This is a genomic window from Hufsiella ginkgonis (assembly GCF_009834915.1).
Lineage (GTDB): Bacteria > Bacteroidota > Bacteroidia > Sphingobacteriales > Sphingobacteriaceae > Hufsiella > Hufsiella ginkgonis.
Genome location: NZ_WVHS01000001.1, coordinates 81,689 through 106,250 on the forward strand (window position 1 = coordinate 81,689; position 24,562 = coordinate 106,250).

A 24,562-nucleotide genomic window follows, 5' to 3' on the forward strand; every position below is an offset into this window, starting at 1 on the left:
ATTACTTAGGGACTGAACCAGGCAGGATCTTCAGATAGTTTCTAAATACAGTTTTTGCAGATCGTTCGCGCTGATCTCCGGGGCGCTTAGCGTATGTACCAATTCTCCCTGCCGCATAATACCCACATGGGTGCCTACGTTCACGGCGTTGAAAATATCGTGGGTAGCCATCAGCACCGATTTACCGGCCTCACCGAGGCTTTTCACAATCCCGGTGAATTCGTCGGTAGCTTTAGGATCCAGGCCGCTGGTAGGCTCATCCATAAAGATCACCTCGGCGTTCCTGGCCAGGGCGATGGCGATGCCGACCTTTTGACGCATACCTTTGCTATGGTCGGCAAGTCGCTTGCTGATCGCGTCACGCTGCAATCCCGACCGGGTGAGAAATTCTTCCAGTTGTGCCCTGTTGTACCGGAACCCTGCGAGCCTGCTGAAGAAATCAAGGTTTTCTAACGATGTGAGATTAGGATATAACGTCACTACTTCCGGGATATAGGCGATGAGTTTTTTTGTCGCCGGGTCATTCACCTTTACTTCGATACCGTTAATCAGTGCCTTGCCCGAGGTAGCGGCTATGAACCCGAGAAAAAGGTTGATCGTGGTCGTTTTACCGGCGCCGTTCTGGCCGAGCAGGCAAAACACTTCTCCTTTGCCTACGCTCAGGTTCAGTCTATTCAGCGCGGTGTGCTGCTGATAGGTTTTGGTAAGGTTGATTGCTTGTAACATGAGTCAAATTATTTAGTGCGTGTTTGATGAAGAAATTCGACGAAAGAGAGGCGATGCAGCAGTTCGTCGTCCGTCATCCAGGCATCGGCGAACACCTTGGCGGTCAGCGATTCTTTCAGTACCTGTACATAAGCCCTGGCGCTTTTTACGTAGGCGATGTAGCTTTCCAGGTCGGTACCTACTACCGCGTTCAGCTCTCGCTGGCACATGATCACAGGGTTAAAAAAATTACCCCAGGCCAGGAAGGCTTCACGCAACCGCATTTCATGGATATATCGTTCAAGCAGAGGGTCGGCGCTGCGGTCGCTCAGGTTACCGTAAACTACGTAAAGCTTGTTTGCTATGGCAGGCATACTTGTGTCGGTATCCGCGTATTGGGGATAGTAACGGAAGAATTCCCGGAGCTTGGCTGCCTTTACGGCCGGATCATCGGGCATCTGGACACGCCGGATGTAATTGCTGAAAATTTCAGCTGTAACGGGATATTTTGTCGTGGCAACGGTGTTGAATATGGCAGGGAGTGCGATAGTAAGCAGTATCCAGCAGGCCGTAAGCGCAATAGCATTCACCACGGATGTCTTTCTAAGCCTGCAAACCACGTAACAAAGCAAGAACCAGCTCGCCAAGTACGCATTGCATGACCCTACGATCCTAAGCCAATCTATGATCCGGGGATGATCGGCCACGATTAAGGCAACGACCAATATACCGTTCAGGACCACCGACACAATAACCCAATTGAACAGGAATTTCCCAGTAACAAGCGTTACGGCCGATCTTGCAAGGCTAACAATAGCCAGGGTACCCGATTCCTTTTCCGACGACCAGGCATCAAACGTCAGGGCGATGATCCATAGCGGGAACAGGAGCACGATCACGAACGCCAGGTCAAAGTTCCCGTACAGCTGCCGCAGCGGGCTGCTGACCTCGTTTTTAAAGAAACGCATGTAGAAGCTGTAAGGCTCCAGCTCATGGTAATACGGATACACGTCGCGATTACCTGCCGAAAGAAATGCGAAGCTGCCCGGTTCCCAATAGGAAGTCCATCGCTTATAGGGCGACGTGATGGTGGAAGTGGCGCTGGCCAGGCGGCGCAGGGCGATCTTTCCGTCCGCCGATGCAGTATCCGTTGTGTGTATTTGTGCGACCACGCTGCGGAATACCGAATCTTCGCTGGCAAGCGCGCGATCGATATTCCGGCGTTGGTCGCGGATGAGCGAGCTGCCGTTAAATATAGCGTATAGAGAAACGGCGAGCAGGCCCAACAGGCTCAGGCGGAACGCCCGGGTAGGCCACGCTTTCTTCCATTCGAAGTGAAAGATGGTTATAATCGTGTTCATCAAACTTTACGGGCTATGAGGTAAATGCAAGACCAGGACAATACGGCCAGGACCGCCAGGCAAAACAGGTCGACAACATATCCGCTAAGCGATTCGAGCGGCCCCGATGGACGGAAGCGGAACGGTGCTACCCGGTCGAAGACCTCACGACCTACCTTATAGATCCCGAATTCGTTCTCTTTCGAATGTTCTGCCATATCGGTGTTCATTAATTGCACGAAATTCATCCGGTAAGCCTCGGCAGCCTGGCGAAACAACCGGTCGTTAACCGGATCAGTATTGCAGATGGCCATGGAAAGATTTTTGACGCTCAGCAGCGGATCAAGGATGCCGGCGAAGGACAGCAGGTGCTGTTGCTGCCGTAAAATTTCATCTACCCTGCGGAAATGCTCCCGGTAAACCCTGCTGCTGTACTTCTCCCCCTCTACCATTACAACGCCTTCGATATTCACTGGCAACTGGCTGGTCGTGGTGGCGCCGTATTTTTTTAAAAATGAATCGATGAGCATTTTTGCACGCTGATCGCTGGTATTGTGTCCGTCGAGCCCGTTCAGAATGTCCTCCCGGATCGCGTTCTTCACCAGTGTATTCGACGGCAGCGGATGCAGGACGCCGGAAATATTTCCCAGCAGCTTTGGCCAAACCACACAGGCGAAAATCCAGATACCGGTGAGCGCCAGCAGGCTTTGTTTGAGCGAGCGGCTGCGGGCGGAAACGCCGACGGCGATAACCAGCAGCACCAGGTAATACAGGAGATGAAAAAGAAGCATCAGCCCGAGTTTTACCAAGTCTGGGATACCAAACGGTATGCTGCTCGCTGTCAATAGAATCACCGAAATAAGAGAAAGTACCGCAAGGGCCGCCGAAACCAATAACAACGGGGCGAGCACTTTCCCCCTGATCATCGTCGCCGGCTTGATCCCGCTGCTTTTCATCAGCGCCAGGGTACCGGCATTGCGTTCTGCAAGTACTGTATTGAACGTAAGTGCGAACAGGAACAAAGGAATGACCACCTGCAGCAGCAGGGCGATGTTGAAGCTGCCAAAACGCACCAGGCTCGAAGAACTTTGCGCCGGTGAAAACAGCACATCGTTCTGCCGGTGCGCCTCCAGGTATACGTACGTCCCTGTGTACATATCGGTACCGTTATCGAAAATCGACAGGGGATTTACGTGCTTAAAGGCAAAGTTGCCGAAATGGGCTGCGATATGCGGATGCTTTCGCTCCTGGCCCAGCCAGTTCTCCCGGCTTTGGCTGGCGGCTCCTTCCCGTATACGGGCGGTAGAATGGTACCACACTATTCCTGCGTATAGCGCAAAGACCCACAACACTACCAATATCGCGATAAACCCGTGGACCAGCCGGTTGCGCTTCCATTCGCGAAACTGGTGGCCGATGATCAATCCCAGGGTATCCATATTTTTCTGGTTATAGGTGACTAATTGATCTTCGCAAAACCGTTGCAGCCGCCGGAAGCGAGGTCGAACTCCTTTTTCACGGCGCCGCCGCTGATTGTGTAAGAGTATACCGAGTTCGACGAGGCACCCGCAGCATTGAAATAGATCTTTCCGTCGCCGAACGAAGTAGCGAACGCATCGTTCCCAAAGAATTTAGGGATGGCGGCAGAAATATTGCCGGAAGTTGTTTTTGCCGCCAGGTCAATCTTATAATACGAGCACGTAGCTACCGAATTGTAATTCGCGTCCAGGTCGAACGGATAGGCTACGGCGTCATCAAACCGCACGGTGAATACGTTACCGCTGCCAAAATATAAGATCCCGAAACATGGCTTTCCGGTCGCTGTATTCAGGTCAAAGAAATACGACGCATCGAAATCCGTAGTACCGCTTTTTATTCGCAGGATGCCGCTCGGTTTGCTACCGAAGGCGTATCCCATTACATAAATATCGCCGGAGGCATCTTTCACCAGGCTATTGGGTTGGAAGGATGCTTCCGAACCGCCATTCCAGATCATCGTGCTGCGTGTGTCCGACACTTGTTTGAGCACTTTCCCGGTGCTGAGCTCGATGATGGTCACGTAGAGCTTACTTTCCAGCGGATCGCCAGCCTTATTCAGATAAGTGGTGCCCATATACAGGTACCCATCCCGGTGTACAAGGCCCTGGTAGTATAATTCTGCCGCATCGGTCCGCTGGATAGTTGCCAGGTCGATGGTCGAAGTAACGGTCATCGCGGTGGGGTTGAATTTGATCAGTTTTGGCACAGAACCGTACCCTGCCACCGTCGCGTATGCCTCGGTATCACTGATAAAATCCACCGAACCAATGGTCTTCAAGCCTGCTACCGCGAATGACCCAAGCTCTTTGGGTTTTCCGGTTTCATCAAACCCGAATTTTTTCAGGGTAGCCGGCGCCCCGAAGTTGTTCTGGAAAATGTATTTCCCGTATTTAAAAATGATTCCCGAACTGGCTGATTCGTTGGCATTCGCCGTACCGAGCGTACCCGTCGGGAAATCGTGCGTACCGAACAGGTAAGTGGTTTGATTCGGGTAGGTTCCGCCGGTCACGCTCAAGGCGTAATTGACCTGGTTGGGGTTAACCGGTTCGTCGGTTTTGCTTTTCTTACAGGCCTGGAAAATAATCATAGATAATGCGAGGATGGATAGGATAATTCGTTTCATGTGCATGTTTATTGATTCGTTTATTTTTTTTGATTGAGGTAAAGCCTGGTCTTCAGGCTGAATGAACGCCCGGGAAGCTGCGACCGGAAATTGTCGTAGGTCCTGGCATCAGCCAGGTTGTAGGATTCGAAGGAAAAAGTGAGTTTCGGAAAAGAAAGCGATACGCCGGCGTTCTGCAGCAGTTGCTGTGGGATCACGTGCTTTTGCGCCGGATCGCCATCGATCTCCCAATAGAGGAAATAGTCGTGGGTATAGTTTAAGGCGTACCACGCGGAGAGCCCGGCTTTTTTACCGGCTCCGTGACGGTTAAACGATAGCCCGGTATTGCCCAGCAGGTAAGGAATGTTCGGGATTCTTTGGTCCTTATAGCGTTCGTTCGGGATGCCTTCGTTCTCGATGGTCGATTGGTTGCGCAGGTCCTGGTAAGTGGCGTTTGCATTCAGCACAAATCCTTTTGGCAGCCGGTAGTTCGCTGATATTTCCACACCCTGTACACGGGCTCGTAGCAAGTTATAGGTTTTCGCACTTCCCTGGCTGTTGGGTACGAGAAAGATCAGGTGGTCCACATCGCGCAGGAAACCGCCGGCCTCGGCATCGAAGTGATCGCCGCGGTACAGCACGTTCAGGTTTAGATTGTTGCTTTCCTCGGCTTTTAGAGACGGATTGGGGTTCAGCAGCATCAGATCGCCGAAGGCTTCTTCCACGTCGGGCAAGCGAATAGCATGTTCGAACGATGCTTTCAAGAGGAACCCTTTCCCGGCGTCGAAAGCCGTTGCGGCGCTGTAACCCCAATAAGAATTATGCTGTATGATCGTTGTGCGCTTATCAAACTGGATACTGAAACCGTCCATCCGCGCATAGAAATTCTTAACGCCCGCGCTCCATTTGAGCCGCTCTCCGCTGTTATCCTCGAAACCCGCGCCAAGCACGTTCTTTAATTGTGAGGAGGGGGCGCTGTAAAGGTCATCGCCGGTTAGCCGGGCGGCTAGTTCGTCTTTCCCGGTCCGGCGGTACCGGTTGAGCGTCGAGCTGGCGATAAACCTGGATTGTTTACTGAGCCACCAGCTTGCGCTGAGCCGTGCTGCGTAGGCATCGGTATAGGTGTTGCGCATGGCGGCCGGGCCAAGTTCAGCGCCTTTAAGCCTGCGGTCGGCGATGCGGCCGTCCCAGGTGATCACGTTTGCACTAGTGTCGGTGAAGGTGCCGTGCACCCGGCTTGCTGATAGAAAACCAGATAAGCTAAGGTGGCTAAATAAACCACTCTTTTGGTACTTCAAAGTGCCGGCGGTTAGCCCTTCGGCATAAGTGGCATGGGCATAGGGCTGCGACATGGTCAGGTTGTTCTGCAGTTCACGGTCGAGACCGTTGCGCGAAAGACTAAAGGAAAGCTCATCCGCCCATGGCAGCATGCGCAACCCGGCTTCCGCCTTTACTACGTAATTTTTATAGCGATCATGAAAACGCTTCACCCGGATGGTCTCCAGTTGACTGGACGCATTTATATTGGCGGCATCAACCTGGTAATTATTCCTGGCGTAACCGGAATAAGCACGAACAACCGTATAAAGTCTATCCGACCAGTTTTTCCTGCCGGAAAGGTTCACCTTGTGCGTGCCGAATGAGCTCAGGCCGTACGAGGCATCGAAATAATCATCACGATCCTTCCGGGTCACGATATTTATGGCGCCCCCCAATATGTCCGCACCGAGATCAACCGGGATCACGCCTTTATAGATTTCGACCCGTTCGATCTGTTCTACAGGAAGGTTATTAATACCCGTAGTTTCGCCGAGGTTATCCAGCGGGAGACCATCGAGAAAGAACTTGAGCTGCTTACCGGTGCTTCCGTTGATAAAGAAGTCGACTCGTGAGCCGTAGCCGCCGTCCTGCTTTACTTTAACGCCCGGTGTACTGCGTAAAAGCTGTACCGGTGTGGTATTGGTGCTGTAATAAGGCTTCAGGTCGATTACGGTCACGTTGCCGGGACTCTGCCTCAGCAAACGTGCAGCATTACCGGTCAGCGAGACTTCGCTCAGCTTCCGCGTAGTATCGGGAAGGCGGTCCGCAGCATCACCCTTCACTTGTGCGCAAACGGGTATGGCGAACAGCATGAGCAATCCTTGAATTGCTTTTCGCATGTTAAAAATGAGTAAGAAATAAATGAAGATGATGCCGCATCCGTGAACGGAGCGGTTTACGCCCGACAAGCGATCCTCAGCCGTTTGCGGCTAAGCGAACAGGTTGTTACCGGCCGGCGGCCCCTTATTGGTAAAAGAAGGAAGGGAGGGTTTAAGAAGAAATGGCTGAAACGGCTGTTGATAGATAACGATACCATTTGGTGGTACAGCTATCGAAAACTGTGGGCTTGTAAAGGATTGATACGGCTGTTTATGCAGCAGGAAATCGCAAATACTACAGGCTTTTGAGGAAGCTCCTTTGGTATACGACAACCCATCCGGCGTTTTACAACCCGCATGATGGTGAACGGCCTGCACGACCATCATGCCCGCGAAAACGAAAAGCAAGCCGAATGCGCACATTCGTTTAAGAAGAGGGTAAGCCTTATTCGATATTTTCACAATTACATCAAAGTTGCATTTAAAAATTCACACTTACAAACTGCCGGATAAACAAAATGTAATAATCGAGTGACGAACATTAAATTGTAAGACTACTCTTGATGACAAGTCCAAAGGTAAGCGACACCTAAGAGGACACTTTATCTTCAGCCGCTTTATAGGCTGCGGCCTTTTTTGAGCAGTCGCCGCAAATGCCATACACGATCAAATTGACCGTTCCCGCTTCAAACCCATGCGGCATTGATAATTTGGGTATGGCCAGGTGATCAAGGCAGTATACACGAAAACAAACGGTACAATTAAAATGCACGTGCTCGTCATAATGACTATGCTCACTGCAAGCGGGGCCGCACATGGCGTAATTTGCCGTACCGTTCACATCCAGGATCTTGTGAATGATCCCCTTCTCTTCAAACGTCTTCAGCACCCGGTAAAGGGTCACCCGGTCTACTTCGTTGCCAAGCACTTCTTCCAGGTCGGGCTGGGACGTAGCTGCCTGCCTTTTTGAAAGTATATTTAGCACACTTAATCGTGGCCTGGTTTTTTTCAGGTCATGCCTTTCAAGCATGTCTTCAAATCCGGTAATCGACATATCCGGTAAAATATAAAATTAAATAATAAGACATCGTCAGAAAAATGTGCGCATGAATGAAAAGCGTTATGCTTTGGTTTTAAAAGCATCTTAGTTGCATTTATTTTTAAATCGGCACAATAACTGTTTCGCTTTAAAAGTTACCTGTACAGCCAGGATCATTTCATTCGTAAACTTCGGCCATCCTTACTCATGACTAAGCTTTTCACTATGCTATTATTTTTATTGCTGATCGTTCCCGTCGTTACGCAGCGACCGCATCGCCCGGGAGACGCCATCGGCTCTATTAACTGGGATATTGTAGGTACTGTTCGTTTCCGGCAGGTGAGCGAAAAGGAATTTTACCCATTTACGGGGAAACGCTCCGGCGCTTCGAGGGCGACGTGCTGGATTTAAAAGGATACATGATCCCAATCAGGAGCGGGAAAAAACAAACCGAATTTTTACTTTCAACGCTCCCTATTAATCAATGCTTTTTCTGCGGAAAGAACGGGAATCCGATCATGATCCTGGTGAAAATGCGTTCGCCGGTCCAATTCAAAGTTCTCCCGATCCATATGAAGGGCAAATTAATGCTTGATAACCAAAATGCGGCCGTTTCACCCCCGGTTTCCCTGCAAAACGCACAGATGGTGGAATAATAACTCATATCAACTCATGATTAAGCATCGCCCCGGCTTTGCTTCCTGCGGCAACCGCCCCCGCCACGGATCGCATCGGATGCGTATTATCCCCTGCCGCATAAACTCCGGGTATAGTAGTTTGCTGAAAGTCGTTCACCTCGATATGCCCCAACGTTGTTAGTGCACATCCCATCTCCATTGGGATGGGGCAGTGCTGCGCAAATGCCGGTCGTGCATACAACGCCGTTAATGGAAGGCTGGCTCCATCTTTAAATTCAGCGGATGTAAGATACCCGTTTTCATGCCGGATGGCTTCGACTTCCCTCTCATTTACCGCAATTTGCATAGCTTCAAGCTTCTCCCGCCTCGCGGCATCGATCATTGATGGCCCGTTCGTCAATATGGTTAAATGCCCGGTTAAATTACGGACAAGCGGTGCAAAGTCTGCCGCCATATCACCGTTCATTAAAATACCGGTCGGCTGATCCCGGAATTCATAACCATGACAATAGGGGCACTGTACCACCGAGGTGCCCCAGCATTCCGCGAAACCGGGAATATCGGGCATCAGGTCTTTAATGCCTGTTGCAAAAAGGAGTTTGCGGGTGTGAAATTGCGCTCCTGCCGTCGTTTCAACCAAATAGTGGTTATCCTTACCAATGGCCCTGGCCGCTAACCCTTCCAGGAAACGCACCGTCGGGTAAGCCATTACCTGCCTGCGGGCGGCTAACGTGATTGCTGCCGGGGAATTACCATCGTGGGTTAAAAAATTATGAGAGTATTTGGCGAAGCGGTTACAGGGCTCCCCGCTGTCGATGATCAGTACTTTACGGCGCGATCTTCCTAAAGCGAGGGCTGCGGATAATCCGGCATAACTCCCGCCTATAATAATTACATCGAGAATATCTCTGGTTGTGTCGTAGTCCTTTTTCATGATTAATGAACGCATTGTTTGGTTAATTTCAGGTTAATTACATGGGCCAGCAGGATGCATACGCCTCCCAACGGCAAAAGCACCGGTTCAAGATGCTGGAGGACGGCATCATGTGCCGCAGCGATCAGTAAAAATCCACCCAGTAAAAGCATTGCGGGCCGCGCATTCCGGTGATGGCGGCAGTAAGAAACACCCAACGAAAAGCCGGCTATAGCCATTGAGATCCCAATGATGCTCCATTCTACCCAACCTTCGGCGAGGAAGGCCAGCCCCCATAGCGGAAGCGATGGAATGACCAGCGGCATTGCCGCGCAGTGAATGGTACAAAGCGCTGAAGTCGTTATTCCGAACCTATCTGCCCTGACCGTTAATTTAACTGTTTTCATACCGCAAATATAAATGCAATATTGTTGCATTTAATAATTGATCCTATTAATGACATACGGTCGACAAATACACCCTTTTACTAGGGCTGCACACGGCGATGTCTATCGCACAATTGGATCTCTCTTTGAATTTTGTTACAACTAAGTTGCTAAAAAGCTTTACTTTTGAATGGGATATAAAAGAGCACACAGCATGCTGCTTTCGCCAAAACTGAGAAGTTTTGCGGGAGGCATTCTATTGATATTCTTTTTTATTCCGTTGTCGGTACAGATGATTCATGCGCATACCGATTCCGTCTTCACCTATAAAAAAGACAGCCATGCGCCGGTGGTCCATAAGCATCAGGCTGCCTGCCGGATTTGCGATTATTATGTTCACAAACAACCCAAAGGCCTCACCTGGGCGCCGCCAGCTTCTCCATATCCTTGCGGGCTTGTTGAAACCAACTTCCGGTGAAGTTAATATGAACGAAACAGTAATTAACCGCATGCAGGAGAGAAGTCTCGACGCTTTTCGCGGCCAGTTGAAACTGCCCAAAGACGAAAAAAGAGCACTCAAAGCGCTCTTTCCTGTTTTTAAATGGGTAGATAGAAGTATATGTGGGGTAGAATGTGCGGTGTTAAGCGGCCTTCGTCTGCGATTGCATTTGCGCCGCCTTGAAAACCTTAAGATCCCGTTTTAACAGCATCAGCAATTGCTTATCAAAGCTGGACATCATTTTATCGGCAGTGGTTTTTGCAGTCGAGATTTTCATGGCAGGTTGTTTTAGTTGAATAGATCATAACCAAAATGATGCCATCGCTACTTTGAAGCTGATTCTCGTAAAAAACGTTTAAGGTGCTATACAGGCGGACAATACATTGTACAGGATTTGAAGCATGTATCCCGAACAAATCATTTCCGGTAAGTGTTAAGCTGTTAACATTTATACCATGGAAGAGAAATCAAGCATAGAGAATTTAAACGGGGCGGCGGCCGTTCAGAAGATCAGGGACCTCGCCGAAAACTCGATGAGTTGCGTGATGCAAACCGCACTGACCGACCGGCCGATACCCAGCAGACCGATGGGAGTTAACAGATCTGACGAAAGTGGCAGGCTGTACTTCCTCAGCCATCGCGGCTCGGGCAAAAATGCCGACATCTTAAAGTCACCCGAGATGCAGATCACGATTAACAACGACAAAGACCTGGAATATCTCTCCCTTTTCGGATCGGCGGAAGTGTATCGCGAACAAGCACTTATTGACGAAATGTACTCACCGTTCGCCGACAACTGGTTTGATGGTAAAGAAGATCCGGCAATAACCATCAACAGGTTCACACCCAAGTCAGGGCATTATTGGAACGCCAAACATGGAAAGCTTGTGCAATTTGCACACATCCTGGTAGGCGCGATCACCGGGAAGAAAAGTGACGACGGAGTTGAAGGTGAAATTTTATTATGAAATCCGGTTCGGAATGAACAAAATTATAAGGATAGATTCCCAGGTTAAAGCGAGGCAACGCTTTCGTCGTCCCGGTCTTCTGCATTTGCAAACGATGATAACTCCGATGAAAATTGCCTGCTGTCTGACGAATAGCTTGAAAATAGGCTTATTTGGAAGAGAGGAGGATAAATAGTAAACTTGCCAGTTTGCCGCAGTTTAGAGTCCTGCAACAAAGTGCTTTCGCGTTTGGAGCTAGGGAAGCTGAATAACCAGCCTGTTAATGTTCTTTTTTTGTTTTCTTCACGCAATTCGGCACTGTCTTTCCATCTTTCTTTTTAGTTCCCAACTGTTTGTAGCCTGACCAGCAGGGATCTTTTTCCTTTTTAGTTGCCATGATGATAAGTTTTTATAATCCAGGCAAGATTTATACCAAGATCGGTATCTAACTGTTTATATATTTTATGACCTTAATCTGCGGTTCACTTTTTACTGTAATCGTGTCCCCAATTTTTGAGTGAATAGTCCCAATTGGAGTCTTTGGGATTTTCAGGCTGTTGCGCCAAATGCCTGCTGATATATCCGTGGACCTTTTGCATATGTTGATAATCCGGGGCATTAAGCTCGCTTTTCTTTTTGTTGAGGATTTTGATGATGTGTTTACCTGATTTATGCCCAATTGATTCCCCATCAGCCGATTACCCGAAATTTCCGGTGTCCTCACAGTATCTTCTAAAGGGGGGTTAAATGGGGTTAATTTAGGTCGTTAAACCTGGAAGAACTAAAAATGAAAAGCTGGTACTATGCTTAATAAAAACAAAAGTGGCTCAGACGTGCTGATCTGACCCACTAAATGTAACCCAAGACAACGAATAGTATGTTTATTTACAAAGCGTAATGGCATTCAGCACATCCTGTGTTGCGGCAAAGGTGCTGTTAGCAGTTAACGTTAGCGCCGGTACATATTTGGTCATGTATACATCTACAATCCGGGTTTCCGCCCGGTAAGAATATTGCGGCAAAGCGCTTAACCTTTTTACCTGTGCTTTAAGCGGGCAAAAATCATTTAAGACTGCGTTGTCGGTAACACGCATTACCGGGCAGGTTTCCAGGTTTGTCAGCGCCGCCAAAGAATTTAGTTTGCCGTTACCGGTAATATACAATCCATTGATCGTGGCTGAGCTAAATGCAAGGGAAAGTGCCGGTAAGGTAAGGCTGGTTAAAAGATCTAAACCACGAAGGCTGGTCAATGCCTGATTGTTAACAATCGATAACGAGCCTGCACTTTGCAGCGAAGTGAACTTGCTGAAATCGGGAGCTGCCGTGCCGGAAATGTAAATAGCCTGTGTACATGATCTTAGCGCACTGAAGTCCAGGTCTGTCAACTGTTCACAGACACTGATCCTTAGACCTCCCAGGAGCACGTTGCCATTGATATTTGTCAGCCCTTTAAAACTTAAGCTTCGAAGTTTAGGGCACGAACTAACGACTATAGAACCCGTAGTTCCGGCCAGCTTATCCATGAACACATTCGTTACCGATAAATCGCTGAGCTGGACAGCGCCCGCAGACGTTACACTGTTTAAAAATGAAACATCTGTTAATAATGGGCATGACCTGATGATAAGCATATTACTTACCGAGTTGATGTTAGCCAGACCGGAAAGCGAGGTGATATCCTTTCCGCTGATGGTTAATGATCCTGAAATCTGTAATTGTTTCCCCATATTTTGCACCACAAACTCATCTACTAATGCCTGGGTACTTAAATTTACATTACCGCCGGTGTATGGGACATTGGTGGGCGTGATGTACGAAAACATACCGGCATTGACACTCAGACCGTCTTTGAGCACAGTCACATATCCACTGGTACAAGTGGGGGTTATTACCTTGATCTCGGTTTCAGTAACCGATTGAACGATCGCAGGTACGCCATTGAACATTACCTGCACATCAGGTAACGAAACGCCGAAGTGTAAACCGCTAAGGGTTACGATTGTCCCAGCCGGGCCTGAGTTGGGTGTAACCCGCGAAACCAAGGCAGGATCAGTGTAGGTAAACGTCGGGCCGCTGATTACCCCGCTATTCGTGGCAATTGAGATATTGCCGGTAGTTGTAACAGGCACAATTACCTTTATTTCGGTTGAAGAGAATGATTGAATGACTGCACTAACGCCGTTGAACATCACTTTGCCCGGTGTGCCTGCGTCCCGCAGGTTGGTCCCGGTGATTATGGCCGTTGCGCCTGCCGTTACAACAGAAGGCGACAAACCGGTAATGGTTGGTCCTTGTACCGGTTTAGGGACCGGCACCGTATTGCCAGGGGAAAGCTTTTTATCCTTTTCACAGGCACTGATCACTATTATTATGACGAATAATGCAGATAAAATCCTTTTCATATGAATTGTAAATTATACTGCAAGGTACCTGTCGACCGCGCTGCCGTCAATCCTGCAAATTGGGGGATTTTAGTCTAGCCACTTGTTACTACCGGCAACCTTTAGCGCTTCGGCCTTGCTGTTGACAGCCAGTTTTTGATAAATGTTCTTGATATGGCTCCGGACAGTTTCTTTGCTGATAAACAGGTCGAGCGCGATTTTGCTATAGCTTTTGCCTTCGGAAATCCCTTTGAGCACTTCCCGTTCACGATCCGACAGCGGCGAATCAAGTGCACGCCCAAAGGACTGCACGACCATTTTGGCAATCTGCAGGCTCATCGGCGCACCGCCGGAAAAGGCTTCCGCAATATTTTTAAGGATATTGTCGCCGTCAGAGTTTTTGACAATATAGCCGCCGGCACCGGCACAAAGCGACTGGAATACCTTACTGCTGTCTTCCAGTACCGTAATAATCAGCACGATGCATTCCGGCAGTTGTTTTTTGATCCGAAAGGTTCCCTCGATGCCACTGATGCCTGGCAGATCGATGTCCATCAGCACGAGATCAGGCTGATCAGTTACCAATTTTTTGAGGGCATCTTCGCAGCTGCCGTATTGCCCGATAAGGTTGTATTCGTCCGTGGTATTTATTACCGCAGCAAAGCCCTCCCTGATCTTGCTGTTATCTTCTATGATCGCGATCCTTTTTTTCATTTTGAACAATTTGTTTTTTTAACGGCCCTGACGCTTGCATGTGTTTACTTATTTTGATTTTTGAGCGGCAAGCTCATGCAGGTTTCATGATAATCCATTTAACCGGTGTACCGGCACAGCGATAGAGATTTGCGTTCCGGTGGTTTCTTTGCTGATTGTATAACCGAAATTGTTTTTACAGCAACGGCGTTCCATGTTAGTCAGGCCATAATGGTCGCTTGATTGATCGGCCTCTTTCCAGGAGCCATTATCTTCCAGCAGGTAGGTCACCTGGTCTGCTCCGCAGCTCAGCGTCAGCCCGACCTCGGTGGCCCCGGCATGTTTGACTACGTTAGTCATTGCCTCTTTAAAGATAAAGATAAGGTTGAGTGCGGCGGATGGGTCGAGCTTTAAGCCTTCACATGCGACGGCCTCGGCGGAAAAGGCAATGTCGAATTGGTTGTAATATAGCTGCCCGTAACTGGTTAAATAATCGAAAAGTTCATTGGGGTCGTCGCCGTTATGGTTGAGCTGCCACAAAAAGTCTTTGCTGCTGGCGTACAAGCTATTACTGTTCTCAACGATACTCTGGATTATGGGTTGCAATTCATGTTCCCTGTTGAGTTTCAGCTTCAGCAGCCCCGCCTGGCGGGTAATTGCTGACAACATATTACCCGTCTGGTCATGAAAATCGGTAGCGATGGTCTCACGCATGCTGTTCAGTTGTTCCGTCCGCAGCCTGAGCGATCCGGTCATTTTATTGAAGTTTTGCGAGAGCCTGCCCACCTCGTCATTGACCTCTACCTCCACCTGCGTGTTCAAATCACCCGAAATGACCTGCTGTACACCCTTAACAATTTTATTTAAATGTCTCAGCAAGGTAAGCCGGAGCAACATGGGCAGGAAAATAGCGATGAGTAAAGTGCTCACCGGAATGATCCATACAAACATTTTGATATAAGGCGCCGTGGCAGCGGTAGTGAGCGGTCCAAATAAAATAATCACTATAATACTGATCACGGTTAAAGTGAGAAAAAGGGTGATACCTACCAGCTTGGTCTCAAAAGAAGTTTGTTCGTGCGCGTAATTAAAATAGGCGAAAGCGACTAATAAAGTAAGGGAAACGGAAAACAGGTAGCTCAATAAAAAATATAACGTCACCGGTATAATCCCGAATATGACCAGGATATTGTCCACTTGAATAAGCGTGAGCAAAACAAGGCTTAAGGCAAAGCCGCCGAATACAGCTACTTCACGCGTCGAAGGGTGAAGCAACTCTCCAATGAAAGAAAAAGGGCCGCGCCCTTGCAAAAAGAATTTAATCTTTCTCAAATAATTAATCGCGGCCAGTAAGGTAGACACGCTGATAATGACCTGGAAAGCCAGGATATAATCGAGGTTGACATCATTGTCGGGCGCAAAATCTTTTAGCCACAAATAACTGGCTGATCCGTAAAGAACGATAAAGACAGTCATGATCACTTTCGACTCCCGCGGATAGCTGGGCTTGTAAAAGTGGTAAGAACACCAGATCACGGACAAAATATGTACCCCAAAAAGAAAAAATGAAACACCATATAAAATAGTTGGAGCCACCGTCATAAAGTCGATGAAAACACTTGCCAACGCGGCAGGAACGGCTGTCAAATACAGCAGGATGACCATGTAGCAATCCCTGGTCTTATTTCTAAGCCGAAGTAAATAGACCAGGAAAACCAGGTCGATGCAGGTGATTGATAAGTTCGGAATAGAACTTACTTCAGGCTGAAACCAGTTCATGTTAACATCAAGGAGTAATATGATCGAATCGCTATCTAAGACAAGGTAAGTGAATTCATGAGGTTTTAATGGCGCCGGGTTTAAAATCACCCAATTTGGGTGATAACGACTTTAACTTACGTTTCACGATGATAGTCACCAGGTCACTTTCCAGGACAGGGAAGAATTATGGGAAATTGACGATCATCCTGCAGAGGCGTTCTCAGAATTCGAATTCAGCGACTAACCCGGTTCGCACAGGCATGTACGGAGAGCCTTTTCTAATTAGCTATACCGGCTTCATCTTCGATAATGGAGTAGTGAAAGAATTTTCATTGCGTAGCAAAAATGAACCGATTATAATATCCCAATTAGTCAAACAATAACTGCTATTTATGCTTCTTCTTTCGACGCTGCCTGGGAATTTCTCAGATTGAAATCATATAATGAAGGAAAAAGATAGAGACAACGCGAAGTCGGTGCTCGTTGTGGAAGATGACCGGGATATTTCTGAAGTGGTTTCGTTTATTCTCGAAAATGAAGGTTACCACGTGCAGACCAATTGCGACGGGCATTTATTTCCAGAGGATTGGAAAGATCGACCGAGCCTGATCTTGCTTGACATATGGATACTGGATGTTAACGGGGGAGATATCTGTGATAGGTTCAAGCACGATCCAACCTTAAAAGATATTCCGATTATCATGATGTCTGCTAACCGTGACCTAAGTGTTATCGCATATAATTGTAAGGCTGATGATTTTCTTTCCAAGCCTTTCGATATCCAACTGCTGATCGATAAAGTCGCCAGGCTTATCGCTTAAATGCAAACGTCTCTGAATCAACTTCAACTAACAGCATTCGCCGGTGCGAACAGAGGCATAATGGCGAAAGCGACCCAGGGATGAAGCGCAAAGCCAGCTATTAATTATAGAACCGCTACACTATTTGTTTAATATTTTCAAAATTATTTGCGTAACCCAAACGTTACGATTATTATTGCGTAATCTTTAGGTTACACGTTTATGAAACGAGATCTTACCATTAAATGGGCTTTGCCTTACCCGGTTGAAGAAGTCTGGCATTGCCTTACCGACCCGGAGATAATCAGCCAATGGCTGATGCAGAACGACTTTAAGGCGGAGGTCGGCCACCAATTCCGCTTCCATACACGGCCTATTCCCAAAATGGGGTTTGATGGCATCGTTTATTGTGAAGTGAAAGAGGTGGTTCCTTTGCAGAAGCTGGTGTATACCTGGAAGGGCGGCCCGAAGCCCGGCGTGATCGAACTGGACACCCTGGTGACCTGGACGCTTAAGACCACCGCCGATGGAACCGAAGTGACGCTGGTACAGGCAGGTTTCCAGGGCTTCAAGAACTATATATCCAGCTTGTTCATGGGCAGCGGCTGGCGTAAAAAGATCCGCAACCGCTTCGCAGAACTATTAACCAGCTACGCCGATGCTCATACCGAATCCTGATCCCTTCCAGGCCATTGCCGATCGCAGCAGGCGGGAAATATTGATGCTCATATCGAAAGAAAGATTGCCGATCAACCAGGTAGCTGAGAACTTCGAGATCAGCCGCCCCGCGATATCCAAGCACATTAAAGTGTTGTGTGAGGCGAGGCTTGTTACCATCACCACCTATGGCCGCGAACGGTATTGTGAACTGAATGAGCAAGGATTTAACGAGATCCGCGAATGGCTAAGCTATTACGACCAGTTCTGGCAAGAGAAACTGCAGGGATTGGAAGACTTACTGAAACAACGATCAAAAAATAAAAACAATGAAAGCAATTGAGATTATCTCCATCCCCGTTACCGACCAGCAAAAAGCTAAACAATTTTACGTCGACCTGGGATTCACCGTATTGGTAGAAGCGCCTTTCGAAGGCGATAAACAATGGATCCAGCTGGGTTTCCCTGGCAGCGATTTATCAATCACCTTGGTGACCTGGTTTGAGAATATGTCGCCGGGCTGTATCAACGGATTGGTGATCAAAACCGATGACCTGGAAAAAGACAGGGAAGCACTGACTGCCAAAGGGATCTCCGTAGGGCAAACGGATCAAACGCCCTGGGGACTTTTTGCCGCGGTTAACGATCCGGACGGTAACAGGCTCAGTTTGCACCAGGATATTAAACCGAGATAACCTGTTTAATCTATTGTCGTCGACTTGGCGGGAGTGATTAGGCTTATTCTGGGGTAATTGTTCCGAATGTAAACCAGCATCAGGATAAGGAAAAACTCTATGACGAGCGGCTATCAGAAACCGCACAGGTGAACCGGTAAGACTGCTTAGTGAGGATGTGCTTACGACACCATCCTGATGATACTTGTTACCTGCACTATTAGCTCCTTTGCGGTTGAAAAGTTTTGCGGGCAATTACATTAAAACAGTCCGGCTAACAAGCGGACGCATCATTCGGTGAAGACAATGCGCTAAACAGGGCGAACGGTCTTTTTAAAAAGTTGTTCAAATAGCACGACATACACCAAATATTACGCATAGCTAACCTGTTTTTTTATTTTCCATGGCAACCTGTCGTTGTTCCTCCTTCTCCAAATCCCTTATATACTGGTGCTTCAAATGATCGTAAAATGAATGGCCCTTCGCGTCCAATCGCGCCGCCGCCGGCCGCCATCATTAAACTGGATATCACTTTTACGATCAGTATGCGCAGTCCGAGCAGCTTATCCACCCAAGATGCCGTCCTTGGTGCCGACAATTCGATGGCAGCCATCACCTGCGGGATCCCGCTTCCTTTGGCATAGGGCGCGAATCGTTTTACGATATACCAGGAAGCGATAAAGCAAACAGGCATCAAAATGAATAGCAGCCAGCTGTGAAAGTTAAACGCTTTGATCGCCAGGCCCTCAGCCAGGAGAAATAACCTGGAATATGCAACCGCCACCAGTCCTGTTATTACCGAGGCTAACCAGAACGGAATGGCCTGCAATAAATTCTTTTTAATTTCTTCGTTTCGAATCCTGTCGAACGCGCGTTTCAATGGGAGCCGTATACTATCGGGAATGCTCATCAATGGAATTTATAAGGCAAAATTACTTGTTTAGGACGAGCGTCCCATTTAATAATGTTCCACTTAATTTTATGTAACATCATCGACGATGACGATTTGGAGCAAGCTCTTGGGAAACGCCTCAAAATATATGCGAGAAATAAGGATTTGAAGGACAGGCCCGGATCGTGGTGGATTTATTAACTAATTGTTAACCTGTTGATTAAGTGTGCGATCGTCGTAACGTAGGTATTGTTGAGTTATTTTTGCAGGAAGAACATCTGAAACGCTGCAGTCAAATATCAGCACATTTGTGTTTGTTGCGTAATAGTTAATTTACCACTAATGTGGCATCTCTTAGCGAACTTTTATATTTTTGTTAAGCCCGCAGTTCCGGGTTTGTGATGCAGGATGAGTAACCTACCTTTTAATTTCGACAGCGATACACTGCTGTCAATTCTCCGGCGCTCCAAAGATGCCACCGCTATTTATTCAGATGAGAATTTAACCATCGCCTTTGCCAATGAGGCCATGATGCGGCTTTGGGGAAAAGCGAACGATCTTACCGGGAGTACGCTCGAACAGGCGCTGCCCGAATTGGAAGGTCAGCCCTTCGTTAATTTGCTGAAGGAAGTATGGAGAACGGGACAAACTTACCGGGCTACCAACACCCCTGCCGACATGGTGATCGATGGTGAGCTTCGACGGGGACATTACGATTTCATTTATGAAGCCTTGCCAGGCAACCAGGGCAAAACCCTGTGCATACTACATACCGCCACCGAAGTGAGCGATCGGGTAGCGGCATGGAAAGAAATAGAGGAACGGCACCTGAAGGAGCAGGAACTCAACGAAGAGCTTACCGCTGCGATGGAGGAATACCGGGCAACGGGCGAGGAACTTCAACAGTTAAACGAGCAATACCAGGTAGTGAACGAAGAGTTCCAGGCCGCCAATGAACAGCTTGAAAGTTACCAGGCGGAACTGGAAGAAGCCAACCTGCTGCTTACCCGCAGGAATACGTTGCTCGTTGACGAGAAAACCGCACTCAGCGATGCCGAACGCAAAGCGCTGAGCCTGATGGCGGACGCCCCGGTAGCCATCGCAGTACTTTCCGGTCCTGAGATGATCGTTGAATCGGCCAACCCGATGATCCTGAAGCTGTGGTCAAAAAAGGTTGACGTGATCGGCATGCCGCTGGCCCCGGCGTTTCCTGAACTGGAAGGACAGTCTTTTTTTGAAATCCTCGGCGAAGTATACCGTTCGGGCGAACCGTACCGCGGTAACGAGGTCAAAGCTGTCATCAATGATGGAGGAAAATTGACCGACCGGTTTTTCAACTTCGTTTACCAGCCTATTCATGACCCTTCGGGAGGAATCCGCTCCATAATGGTGGTGGCTACCGATGTAACCGCCCAGGTGGATGCGCGAAAAGAAGCGCACGACCTGAACGAACGTTTCCGGCTGGCGCTGAGCGCCGGCATGCTTGGCTCTTACGAACTGGATATCCGAACCGGGAAAATGATCTGCTCGGACCAATGCAAAAGGAACTTCGGGCTGAAGCCTAAAGACCGGCTCGATTTTCCGGACCTGCTTCACGCGATTCTGCCGGAGCACCGTTCTTACGTGGAAGAGCGGGTAAACGAGGCGATTCAAACAAAAGGCGTTTATACGGCGGAATACCAGATCACCTGGCCCGATGGCTCACGGCATTGGATCACTGCCTCTGGTCGCCCCCGGTACGACGAATCCGGGAACCCGGTCATGATGGTGGGCGTTACGCTTGATATCACGGAAAGAAGGTTATTTGAGCAGCAAAAAGACGATTTCCTCAGTATCGCCAGTCACGAGCTGAAAACACCGATCACCAGCCTGAAAGCCAACTACCAGTTATTGGAACGTTTGAAGGATCAGCCCGGTAACCCGATAGTCCCCAAATTGCTCGGTATGATGGGTAAAAGTATCCATAAGCTGGCAGCCCTTACTGATGAATTACTTAACGTGAAGCGATTGGACGAGGGGAGGATCATGCTTCACAAGACCACGTTCGCGCTCAATGAATTAATGGAGAACTGCTGCACGCATGTCCGCACGGAAGGTGAATACGAGCTGGCGGTTTCCGTAAGCCCTCACCTATGGGTTTTTGCCGACGAACACCGTGTGGACCAGGTGATCACCAACTTTGTGAACAATGCGGTGAAGTATGCGCCCGGTTCAAAAAAAATCTTCCTGTCTGCGGAAAAAATAGCAGGCGAGATCAAAATATCCGTTCGGGACACCGGCCCCGGTATTCCCAAGGACCAGGTCCCGCATTTATTCGATCGTTTTTGGCGCGCCAGCCATTCCGGTTCCGAGTATACGGGGCTGGGGCTCGGTCTTTACATCTGTGCGGAAATAGTACGTGCACATGGGGGTGAAATCGGTGTGGAAACTGAGATCGGCAATGGAAGTACGTTTTGGTTCACCTTGCCGAATTGATGCATGGCATCTCATTTTTTATACCGGGGTATTTAAGCCGGGTGAAATTAATCCCCTCGTGGTTCAGTTACCCTCTTTTTCCATGTTCAACTGTTAAATTCAAAAATTTAAGCAGTTTTCCAGTGAATCTCATAAATGCATAGCCATAGCCGGGTCACTGACCCCGGCTTTGCCTGTCTCCAGCCTTCCCGCGAAACGATGCGAGAAGCCCTGTGCCGTGCTCACCGTGAAATCATACCAGTTGCTGCTTTTCGCTAAATTTACCGCTATCACGCGTTTCCTGCCTGCAACCAGCACCACCGGCTCAAATTCCGGGTAGCCGTAGGCCCCGGCCTTAATTTCCGCGCTTATGGGGCCCCTGTTTTTATTTCCCAGCACGATCGCAATACTATCCGCGTCGTGATCATACTGTAATTGCACCTCCGGTTCCGCCTGCCTGATGCTTCCCGTAAACCTGTGAAAATAACCGTTAGGGCCGTAGACCTCCAGGTCGTAAGCGCTATCAGGCCCCGTCACATCCCACTCATCTTTTAGCGACTTCCCCGCTTCCACCGTATATCGGCGCGGGATTTTTTGCAGTCGTTTCATATCGTACACATGGTACACCGAGCCTTTCTTGCCCTCGTTATCAAAGACCAGCTGCACCTGCCCTTTAGCTTTCAAACGTACGAGCGTACAGTGCAGGCGGTAAGGGAGCGCCCTTGAAGGACGGCTGCCTTTTTCCTGGTATAAGCCGGGCGGCTCAGCCGGGGCCGAGGCTTTCGGCAGCTTTTTAGACGCCGCGTCGGTCTGCTCAAATCCGCTGGTATCCGGCATTGCCGGAACCCTGGGGTCATTCGGTGTTACAAAGTCGAAGGCCGATGTAAGATCACTGCTGACGGCCCTGTGCCAGGGCGAAATAGCGGAAATGTGTATGCCGAAACGCTTCTCGATAAATTGTCCAACCGAGGTATGGTCCGCTACTTCCGAGTGTACCCACCCGCCCTTGCTCCAGGGGGAGATAATGTACATAGGTACGCGCGGGCCCATGCCCCAGGGACGTATCTTACCCGAAATGGTATCCCGCTTATCAATGTATTTGCGCGGCCCGATTGCATCCCCGAGGTCGTCTTTATCATTATCAAAATACATACCCGCAACATCCAGGCTGGACTTCCCTGCAAGCGTTCCGTCCAGGTTATAAGAGGGCACTGCGGGAGCCGGAAGGTGGTCGAAAAGACCGTCGTTCTCATCAAAGGTCAGGAAAAACACGGTTTTGCTCCACACTTCCGGGTTGGACGTAATGGCCGACAGCACATCATGCGTAAAATCAGACGCCCGGTAAGGGCTGGACGGAGCGCCCGGGTGCTCCGAATTACGCTGGGATGGAAGAACCCAGCTGACCTGCGGCAAACGATCATTCTTAACATCGTTCGTTAAATCGTCTAATGACCAGTGCCGCATGCCGTTCTCGTAGACAGGGGACCCGGGCTTTGCGTTCCTGAAACTTTCAAAAGCCAGGCAACCGTTCATGGCCCCCGTCCAGTTATCGTTCGGGTCCTGGTAGATGCGCCAGCTGATCCCGGCTTGCTGCAGCACATCCGGAATGGTCGGCCATTTGAAAGCGCTTCCCTGGTAAACATAGCCCGGCTCAGGCATTTTTCCCTTTATCCAGCAGCGCAGGTTGACCGGTTCCGAATCCGCATCCGTACAGTTGATCCCGGCCGCCCGTTTTTTTGGATCACATACCGAGCCCGACCAGAATACGACCCGGTTCGGGTCGGTTCCCGTAGCAACGGAACAGTGATAGGCATCGCAGATCGTAAAATACTCCGCCATCGCATACTGGAAAGGGATCTCCTCCCTGGTATAGTAAGCCATCGAGTAGGGAGTCTTAAACAGCGGCCAAAACCCATACTTCCCCTGGTTCCAGGCCGCCTGTGTATCCGGGAAGTTGTGCGGTGTCCCGTTAACGAAAGCTGCATTGGTCACCTTCCCGTCGGCGCGGTAAGGCGGAACGATATTTTTTCCGTCCGACTGGTAGAACGCCCGCTTACCGCTTTCCAGCGGGATTGGGAAACGGTCGCCGAATCCCCTTACGCCTTTCATCGCACCGAAATAATGGTCGAATGAGCGGTTTTCCTGCATCAGGACCACGATATGCTCAACATCCTTAATGGAACGGGTGATATTGTTTGCCTCAACCGCCAGCGCTTTTTTAAGCAACGGGTCCCAAACCGCAACGGTCAGCCCCAACGTCGCCGAGAGCTTGATAAAATCCCTTCTGTTCAGCTTAGACATCTTCGTAAGTTTTCATCGTGCAAGTTTTAATACCTATGCCGGATTAACAAGAAAATAAGATTAACAAATTGTTAAGCCATGTTTTTAATTCATCAGGCGTAAAGGAACAGAAAAAAGTTCGACGATATCTCCTTTTGAGCGGAGATCGACCACCATGCGCCGGATAACACGGTCATGCTATCAAATTCACCGATAGACACTTTAAAACTATATTTCAGAGATCCGCGAGATAACCCGAATGTTAAATCTGGCTTAAGAATAATGCAGTTTATAGTGCTTTGCAGAATTGGGAGTATATTGTACCGCAATCAAATTAAACAGCCATTCAATGGATGCACGCACTTCGTTATCACGGTATTTTACCCGGGGAGGTTATGCCTGTTTGGCGTTCGCCGGCATGTTGATGGCTTCGTGCGGTGCCGGCGAAAAACCGGTATCCAAACATTCCGCCGATTCTGCGGTGACGGCAGAAAGTGTTCAGGTGGCCGGTGTCCCGCGTCACCCGAATGCGCCTTCTATGCCTAAAGCGTCCTGTTGTAAGGGTGCTCCATCACGCGTCAGGGCGCTGGCGGCAAAAAAATAATTCATGAAACCTCGATAAGCTGCCGCTTACAAACAAGATGAATAAGAGCTTATCGAAGCTTCATTGCCGTTAAAACAACCTGAGAAGCAAGCATGAGTGCCAAAAAAACAAACAGTAGCG

The 24,562-nt window shown here is 48.9% G+C and carries 25 protein-coding genes; 11 read left to right on the forward strand and 14 right to left on the reverse strand.

Annotation, left to right across the window (positions count from 1 at the left end):
- Positions 1-30: 30 nt before the first annotated feature.
- The 6 genes from GS398_RS00355 to GS398_RS00380 form a co-directional block, all read right to left on the reverse strand.
- On the reverse strand, positions 31-726 hold the full coding sequence (locus tag GS398_RS00355) for an ABC transporter ATP-binding protein (protein ID WP_160904771.1): 696 nt from the start codon (positions 724-726) through the stop codon (positions 31-33).
- An 8-nt stretch (positions 727-734) separates the two neighbouring features.
- Positions 735-2,066 carry a DUF3526 domain-containing protein gene (locus GS398_RS00360; RefSeq protein WP_160904772.1) on the reverse strand — a complete coding sequence of 444 codons (1,332 nt, stop codon included), beginning with the start codon at positions 2,064-2,066 and terminating at the stop codon, positions 735-737.
- Positions 2,066-3,484 carry a DUF3526 domain-containing protein gene (locus tag GS398_RS00365; protein WP_160904773.1) on the reverse strand — a complete coding sequence of 473 codons (1,419 nt, stop codon included), beginning with the start codon at positions 3,482-3,484 and terminating at the stop codon, positions 2,066-2,068. Before GS398_RS00365 ends, GS398_RS00360 begins: the two co-directional genes overlap by 1 nt.
- A 20-nt stretch (positions 3,485-3,504) precedes the next feature.
- Positions 3,505-4,707 (reverse strand): DUF4374 domain-containing protein, encoded by a 1,203-nt coding sequence (locus tag GS398_RS00370; RefSeq protein ID WP_160904774.1) that lies wholly within the window; start codon positions 4,705-4,707, stop codon positions 3,505-3,507.
- Between the two features lie 20 nt (positions 4,708-4,727).
- Positions 4,728-6,845, reverse strand: a complete 2,118-nt coding sequence (locus GS398_RS00375) for a TonB-dependent receptor plug domain-containing protein (protein ID WP_160904775.1) — start codon at positions 6,843-6,845, stop codon at positions 4,728-4,730.
- Positions 6,846-7,413: 568 nt separating this feature from the next.
- Positions 7,414-7,878 (reverse strand): Fur family transcriptional regulator, encoded by a 465-nt coding sequence (locus GS398_RS00380; RefSeq protein WP_160904776.1) that lies wholly within the window; start codon positions 7,876-7,878, stop codon positions 7,414-7,416.
- 210 nt (positions 7,879-8,088) lie between these two features.
- On the opposite strand from GS398_RS00380, the gene GS398_RS00385 reads away from it, so the two are divergent.
- The gene (locus tag GS398_RS00385; protein ID WP_160904777.1) at positions 8,089-8,274 is read left to right on the forward strand and encodes a hypothetical protein; all 186 of its coding nucleotides are present in this window, start codon (positions 8,089-8,091) and stop codon (positions 8,272-8,274) included.
- 8 nt (positions 8,275-8,282) lie between these two features.
- On the forward strand, positions 8,283-8,519 hold the full coding sequence (locus tag GS398_RS00390) for a hypothetical protein (RefSeq protein WP_160904778.1): 237 nt from the start codon (positions 8,283-8,285) through the stop codon (positions 8,517-8,519).
- 4 nt (positions 8,520-8,523) lie between these two features.
- On the opposite strand, the gene GS398_RS00395 is transcribed toward GS398_RS00390, so the two are convergent.
- Positions 8,524-9,450: an NAD(P)/FAD-dependent oxidoreductase gene (locus tag GS398_RS00395; protein ID WP_237488057.1), complete on the reverse strand. Its 927-nt coding sequence runs from the start codon at positions 9,448-9,450 to the stop codon at positions 8,524-8,526.
- Positions 9,438-9,821: a MerC domain-containing protein gene (locus tag GS398_RS00400; RefSeq protein WP_160904779.1), complete on the reverse strand. Its 384-nt coding sequence runs from the start codon at positions 9,819-9,821 to the stop codon at positions 9,438-9,440. The genes GS398_RS00395 and GS398_RS00400 overlap by 13 nt, the downstream gene beginning before the upstream one ends.
- Positions 9,822-9,990: 169 nt before the next feature.
- Between GS398_RS00400 and GS398_RS00405 the strand changes: the two genes are divergently transcribed.
- The 3 genes from GS398_RS00405 (at position 9,991) to GS398_RS00415 (ending at position 11,267) form a co-directional block, all read left to right on the forward strand.
- Positions 9,991-10,278, forward strand: coding sequence for a hypothetical protein (locus tag GS398_RS00405; RefSeq protein ID WP_160904780.1), 288 nt, complete (start codon positions 9,991-9,993; stop codon positions 10,276-10,278).
- 7 nt (positions 10,279-10,285) lie between these two features.
- Positions 10,286-10,504, forward strand: a complete 219-nt coding sequence (locus GS398_RS00410) for a hypothetical protein (RefSeq protein ID WP_160904781.1) — start codon at positions 10,286-10,288, stop codon at positions 10,502-10,504.
- Positions 10,505-10,754: 250 nt separating this feature from the next.
- Positions 10,755-11,267 (forward strand): pyridoxamine 5'-phosphate oxidase family protein, encoded by a 513-nt coding sequence (locus GS398_RS00415; protein WP_160904782.1) that lies wholly within the window; start codon positions 10,755-10,757, stop codon positions 11,265-11,267.
- A 461-nt stretch (positions 11,268-11,728) separates the two neighbouring features.
- On the opposite strand, the gene GS398_RS00420 is transcribed toward GS398_RS00415, so the two are convergent.
- The 4 genes from GS398_RS00420 to GS398_RS00435 all read right to left on the reverse strand — a co-directional run bounded on the left by GS398_RS00420 (position 11,729) and on the right by GS398_RS00435 (position 16,099).
- Positions 11,729-11,926 carry a DUF3140 domain-containing protein gene (locus tag GS398_RS00420; protein ID WP_160905930.1) on the reverse strand — a complete coding sequence of 66 codons (198 nt, stop codon included), beginning with the start codon at positions 11,924-11,926 and terminating at the stop codon, positions 11,729-11,731.
- A gap of 201 nt (positions 11,927-12,127) precedes the next feature.
- Complete coding sequence (locus GS398_RS00425) at positions 12,128-13,648, reverse strand: IPT/TIG domain-containing protein (RefSeq protein ID WP_160904783.1); 1,521 nt, start codon at positions 13,646-13,648, stop codon at positions 12,128-12,130.
- A gap of 69 nt (positions 13,649-13,717) precedes the next feature.
- Positions 13,718-14,341, reverse strand: coding sequence for a response regulator transcription factor (locus GS398_RS00430; RefSeq protein WP_160904784.1), 624 nt, complete (start codon positions 14,339-14,341; stop codon positions 13,718-13,720).
- Between the two features lie 84 nt (positions 14,342-14,425).
- Positions 14,426-16,099, reverse strand: coding sequence for a sensor histidine kinase (locus tag GS398_RS00435; RefSeq protein ID WP_160904785.1), 1,674 nt, complete (start codon positions 16,097-16,099; stop codon positions 14,426-14,428).
- A gap of 425 nt (positions 16,100-16,524) precedes the next feature.
- Between GS398_RS00435 and GS398_RS00440 the strand changes: the two genes are divergently transcribed.
- The 4 genes from GS398_RS00440 (at position 16,525) to GS398_RS00455 (ending at position 18,233) form a co-directional block, all read left to right on the forward strand.
- Positions 16,525-16,902 carry a response regulator gene (locus GS398_RS00440; RefSeq protein WP_160904786.1) on the forward strand — a complete coding sequence of 126 codons (378 nt, stop codon included), beginning with the start codon at positions 16,525-16,527 and terminating at the stop codon, positions 16,900-16,902.
- 201 nt (positions 16,903-17,103) lie between these two features.
- Positions 17,104-17,559 carry an SRPBCC family protein gene (locus tag GS398_RS00445; RefSeq protein ID WP_160904787.1) on the forward strand — a complete coding sequence of 152 codons (456 nt, stop codon included), beginning with the start codon at positions 17,104-17,106 and terminating at the stop codon, positions 17,557-17,559.
- On the forward strand, positions 17,540-17,881 hold the full coding sequence (locus GS398_RS00450) for an ArsR/SmtB family transcription factor (RefSeq protein WP_160904788.1): 342 nt from the start codon (positions 17,540-17,542) through the stop codon (positions 17,879-17,881). The genes GS398_RS00445 and GS398_RS00450 overlap by 20 nt, the downstream gene beginning before the upstream one ends.
- Complete coding sequence (locus tag GS398_RS00455) at positions 17,868-18,233, forward strand: VOC family protein (protein WP_160904789.1); 366 nt, start codon at positions 17,868-17,870, stop codon at positions 18,231-18,233. The genes GS398_RS00450 and GS398_RS00455 overlap by 14 nt, the downstream gene beginning before the upstream one ends.
- 373 nt (positions 18,234-18,606) lie before the next feature.
- Here the strand turns inward: GS398_RS00455 and GS398_RS00460 are convergent, their stop codons facing one another.
- A complete protein-coding gene (locus GS398_RS00460) occupies positions 18,607-19,122 on the reverse strand; it encodes a chloride channel protein (RefSeq protein WP_160904790.1) in 516 nt (171 codons plus the stop codon).
- Positions 19,123-19,512: 390 nt separating this feature from the next.
- On the opposite strand from GS398_RS00460, the gene GS398_RS00465 reads away from it, so the two are divergent.
- Entirely contained in the window at positions 19,513-21,579 is a 2,067-nt protein-coding gene (locus GS398_RS00465) for an ATP-binding protein (RefSeq protein WP_160904791.1), read from the forward strand.
- A 129-nt stretch (positions 21,580-21,708) separates the two neighbouring features.
- Here GS398_RS00465 and GS398_RS00470 read toward each other — a convergent pair whose 3' ends face one another.
- Entirely contained in the window at positions 21,709-23,859 is a 2,151-nt protein-coding gene (locus GS398_RS00470) for a phosphocholine-specific phospholipase C (RefSeq protein WP_160904792.1), read from the reverse strand.
- Positions 23,860-24,187: 328 nt separating this feature from the next.
- Here GS398_RS00470 and GS398_RS00475 point away from each other — a divergent pair, with 328 nt between their 5' ends.
- Positions 24,188-24,442, forward strand: coding sequence for a hypothetical protein (locus tag GS398_RS00475; protein WP_160904793.1), 255 nt, complete (start codon positions 24,188-24,190; stop codon positions 24,440-24,442).
- The last annotated feature ends 120 nt before the right edge of the window (positions 24,443-24,562 follow it).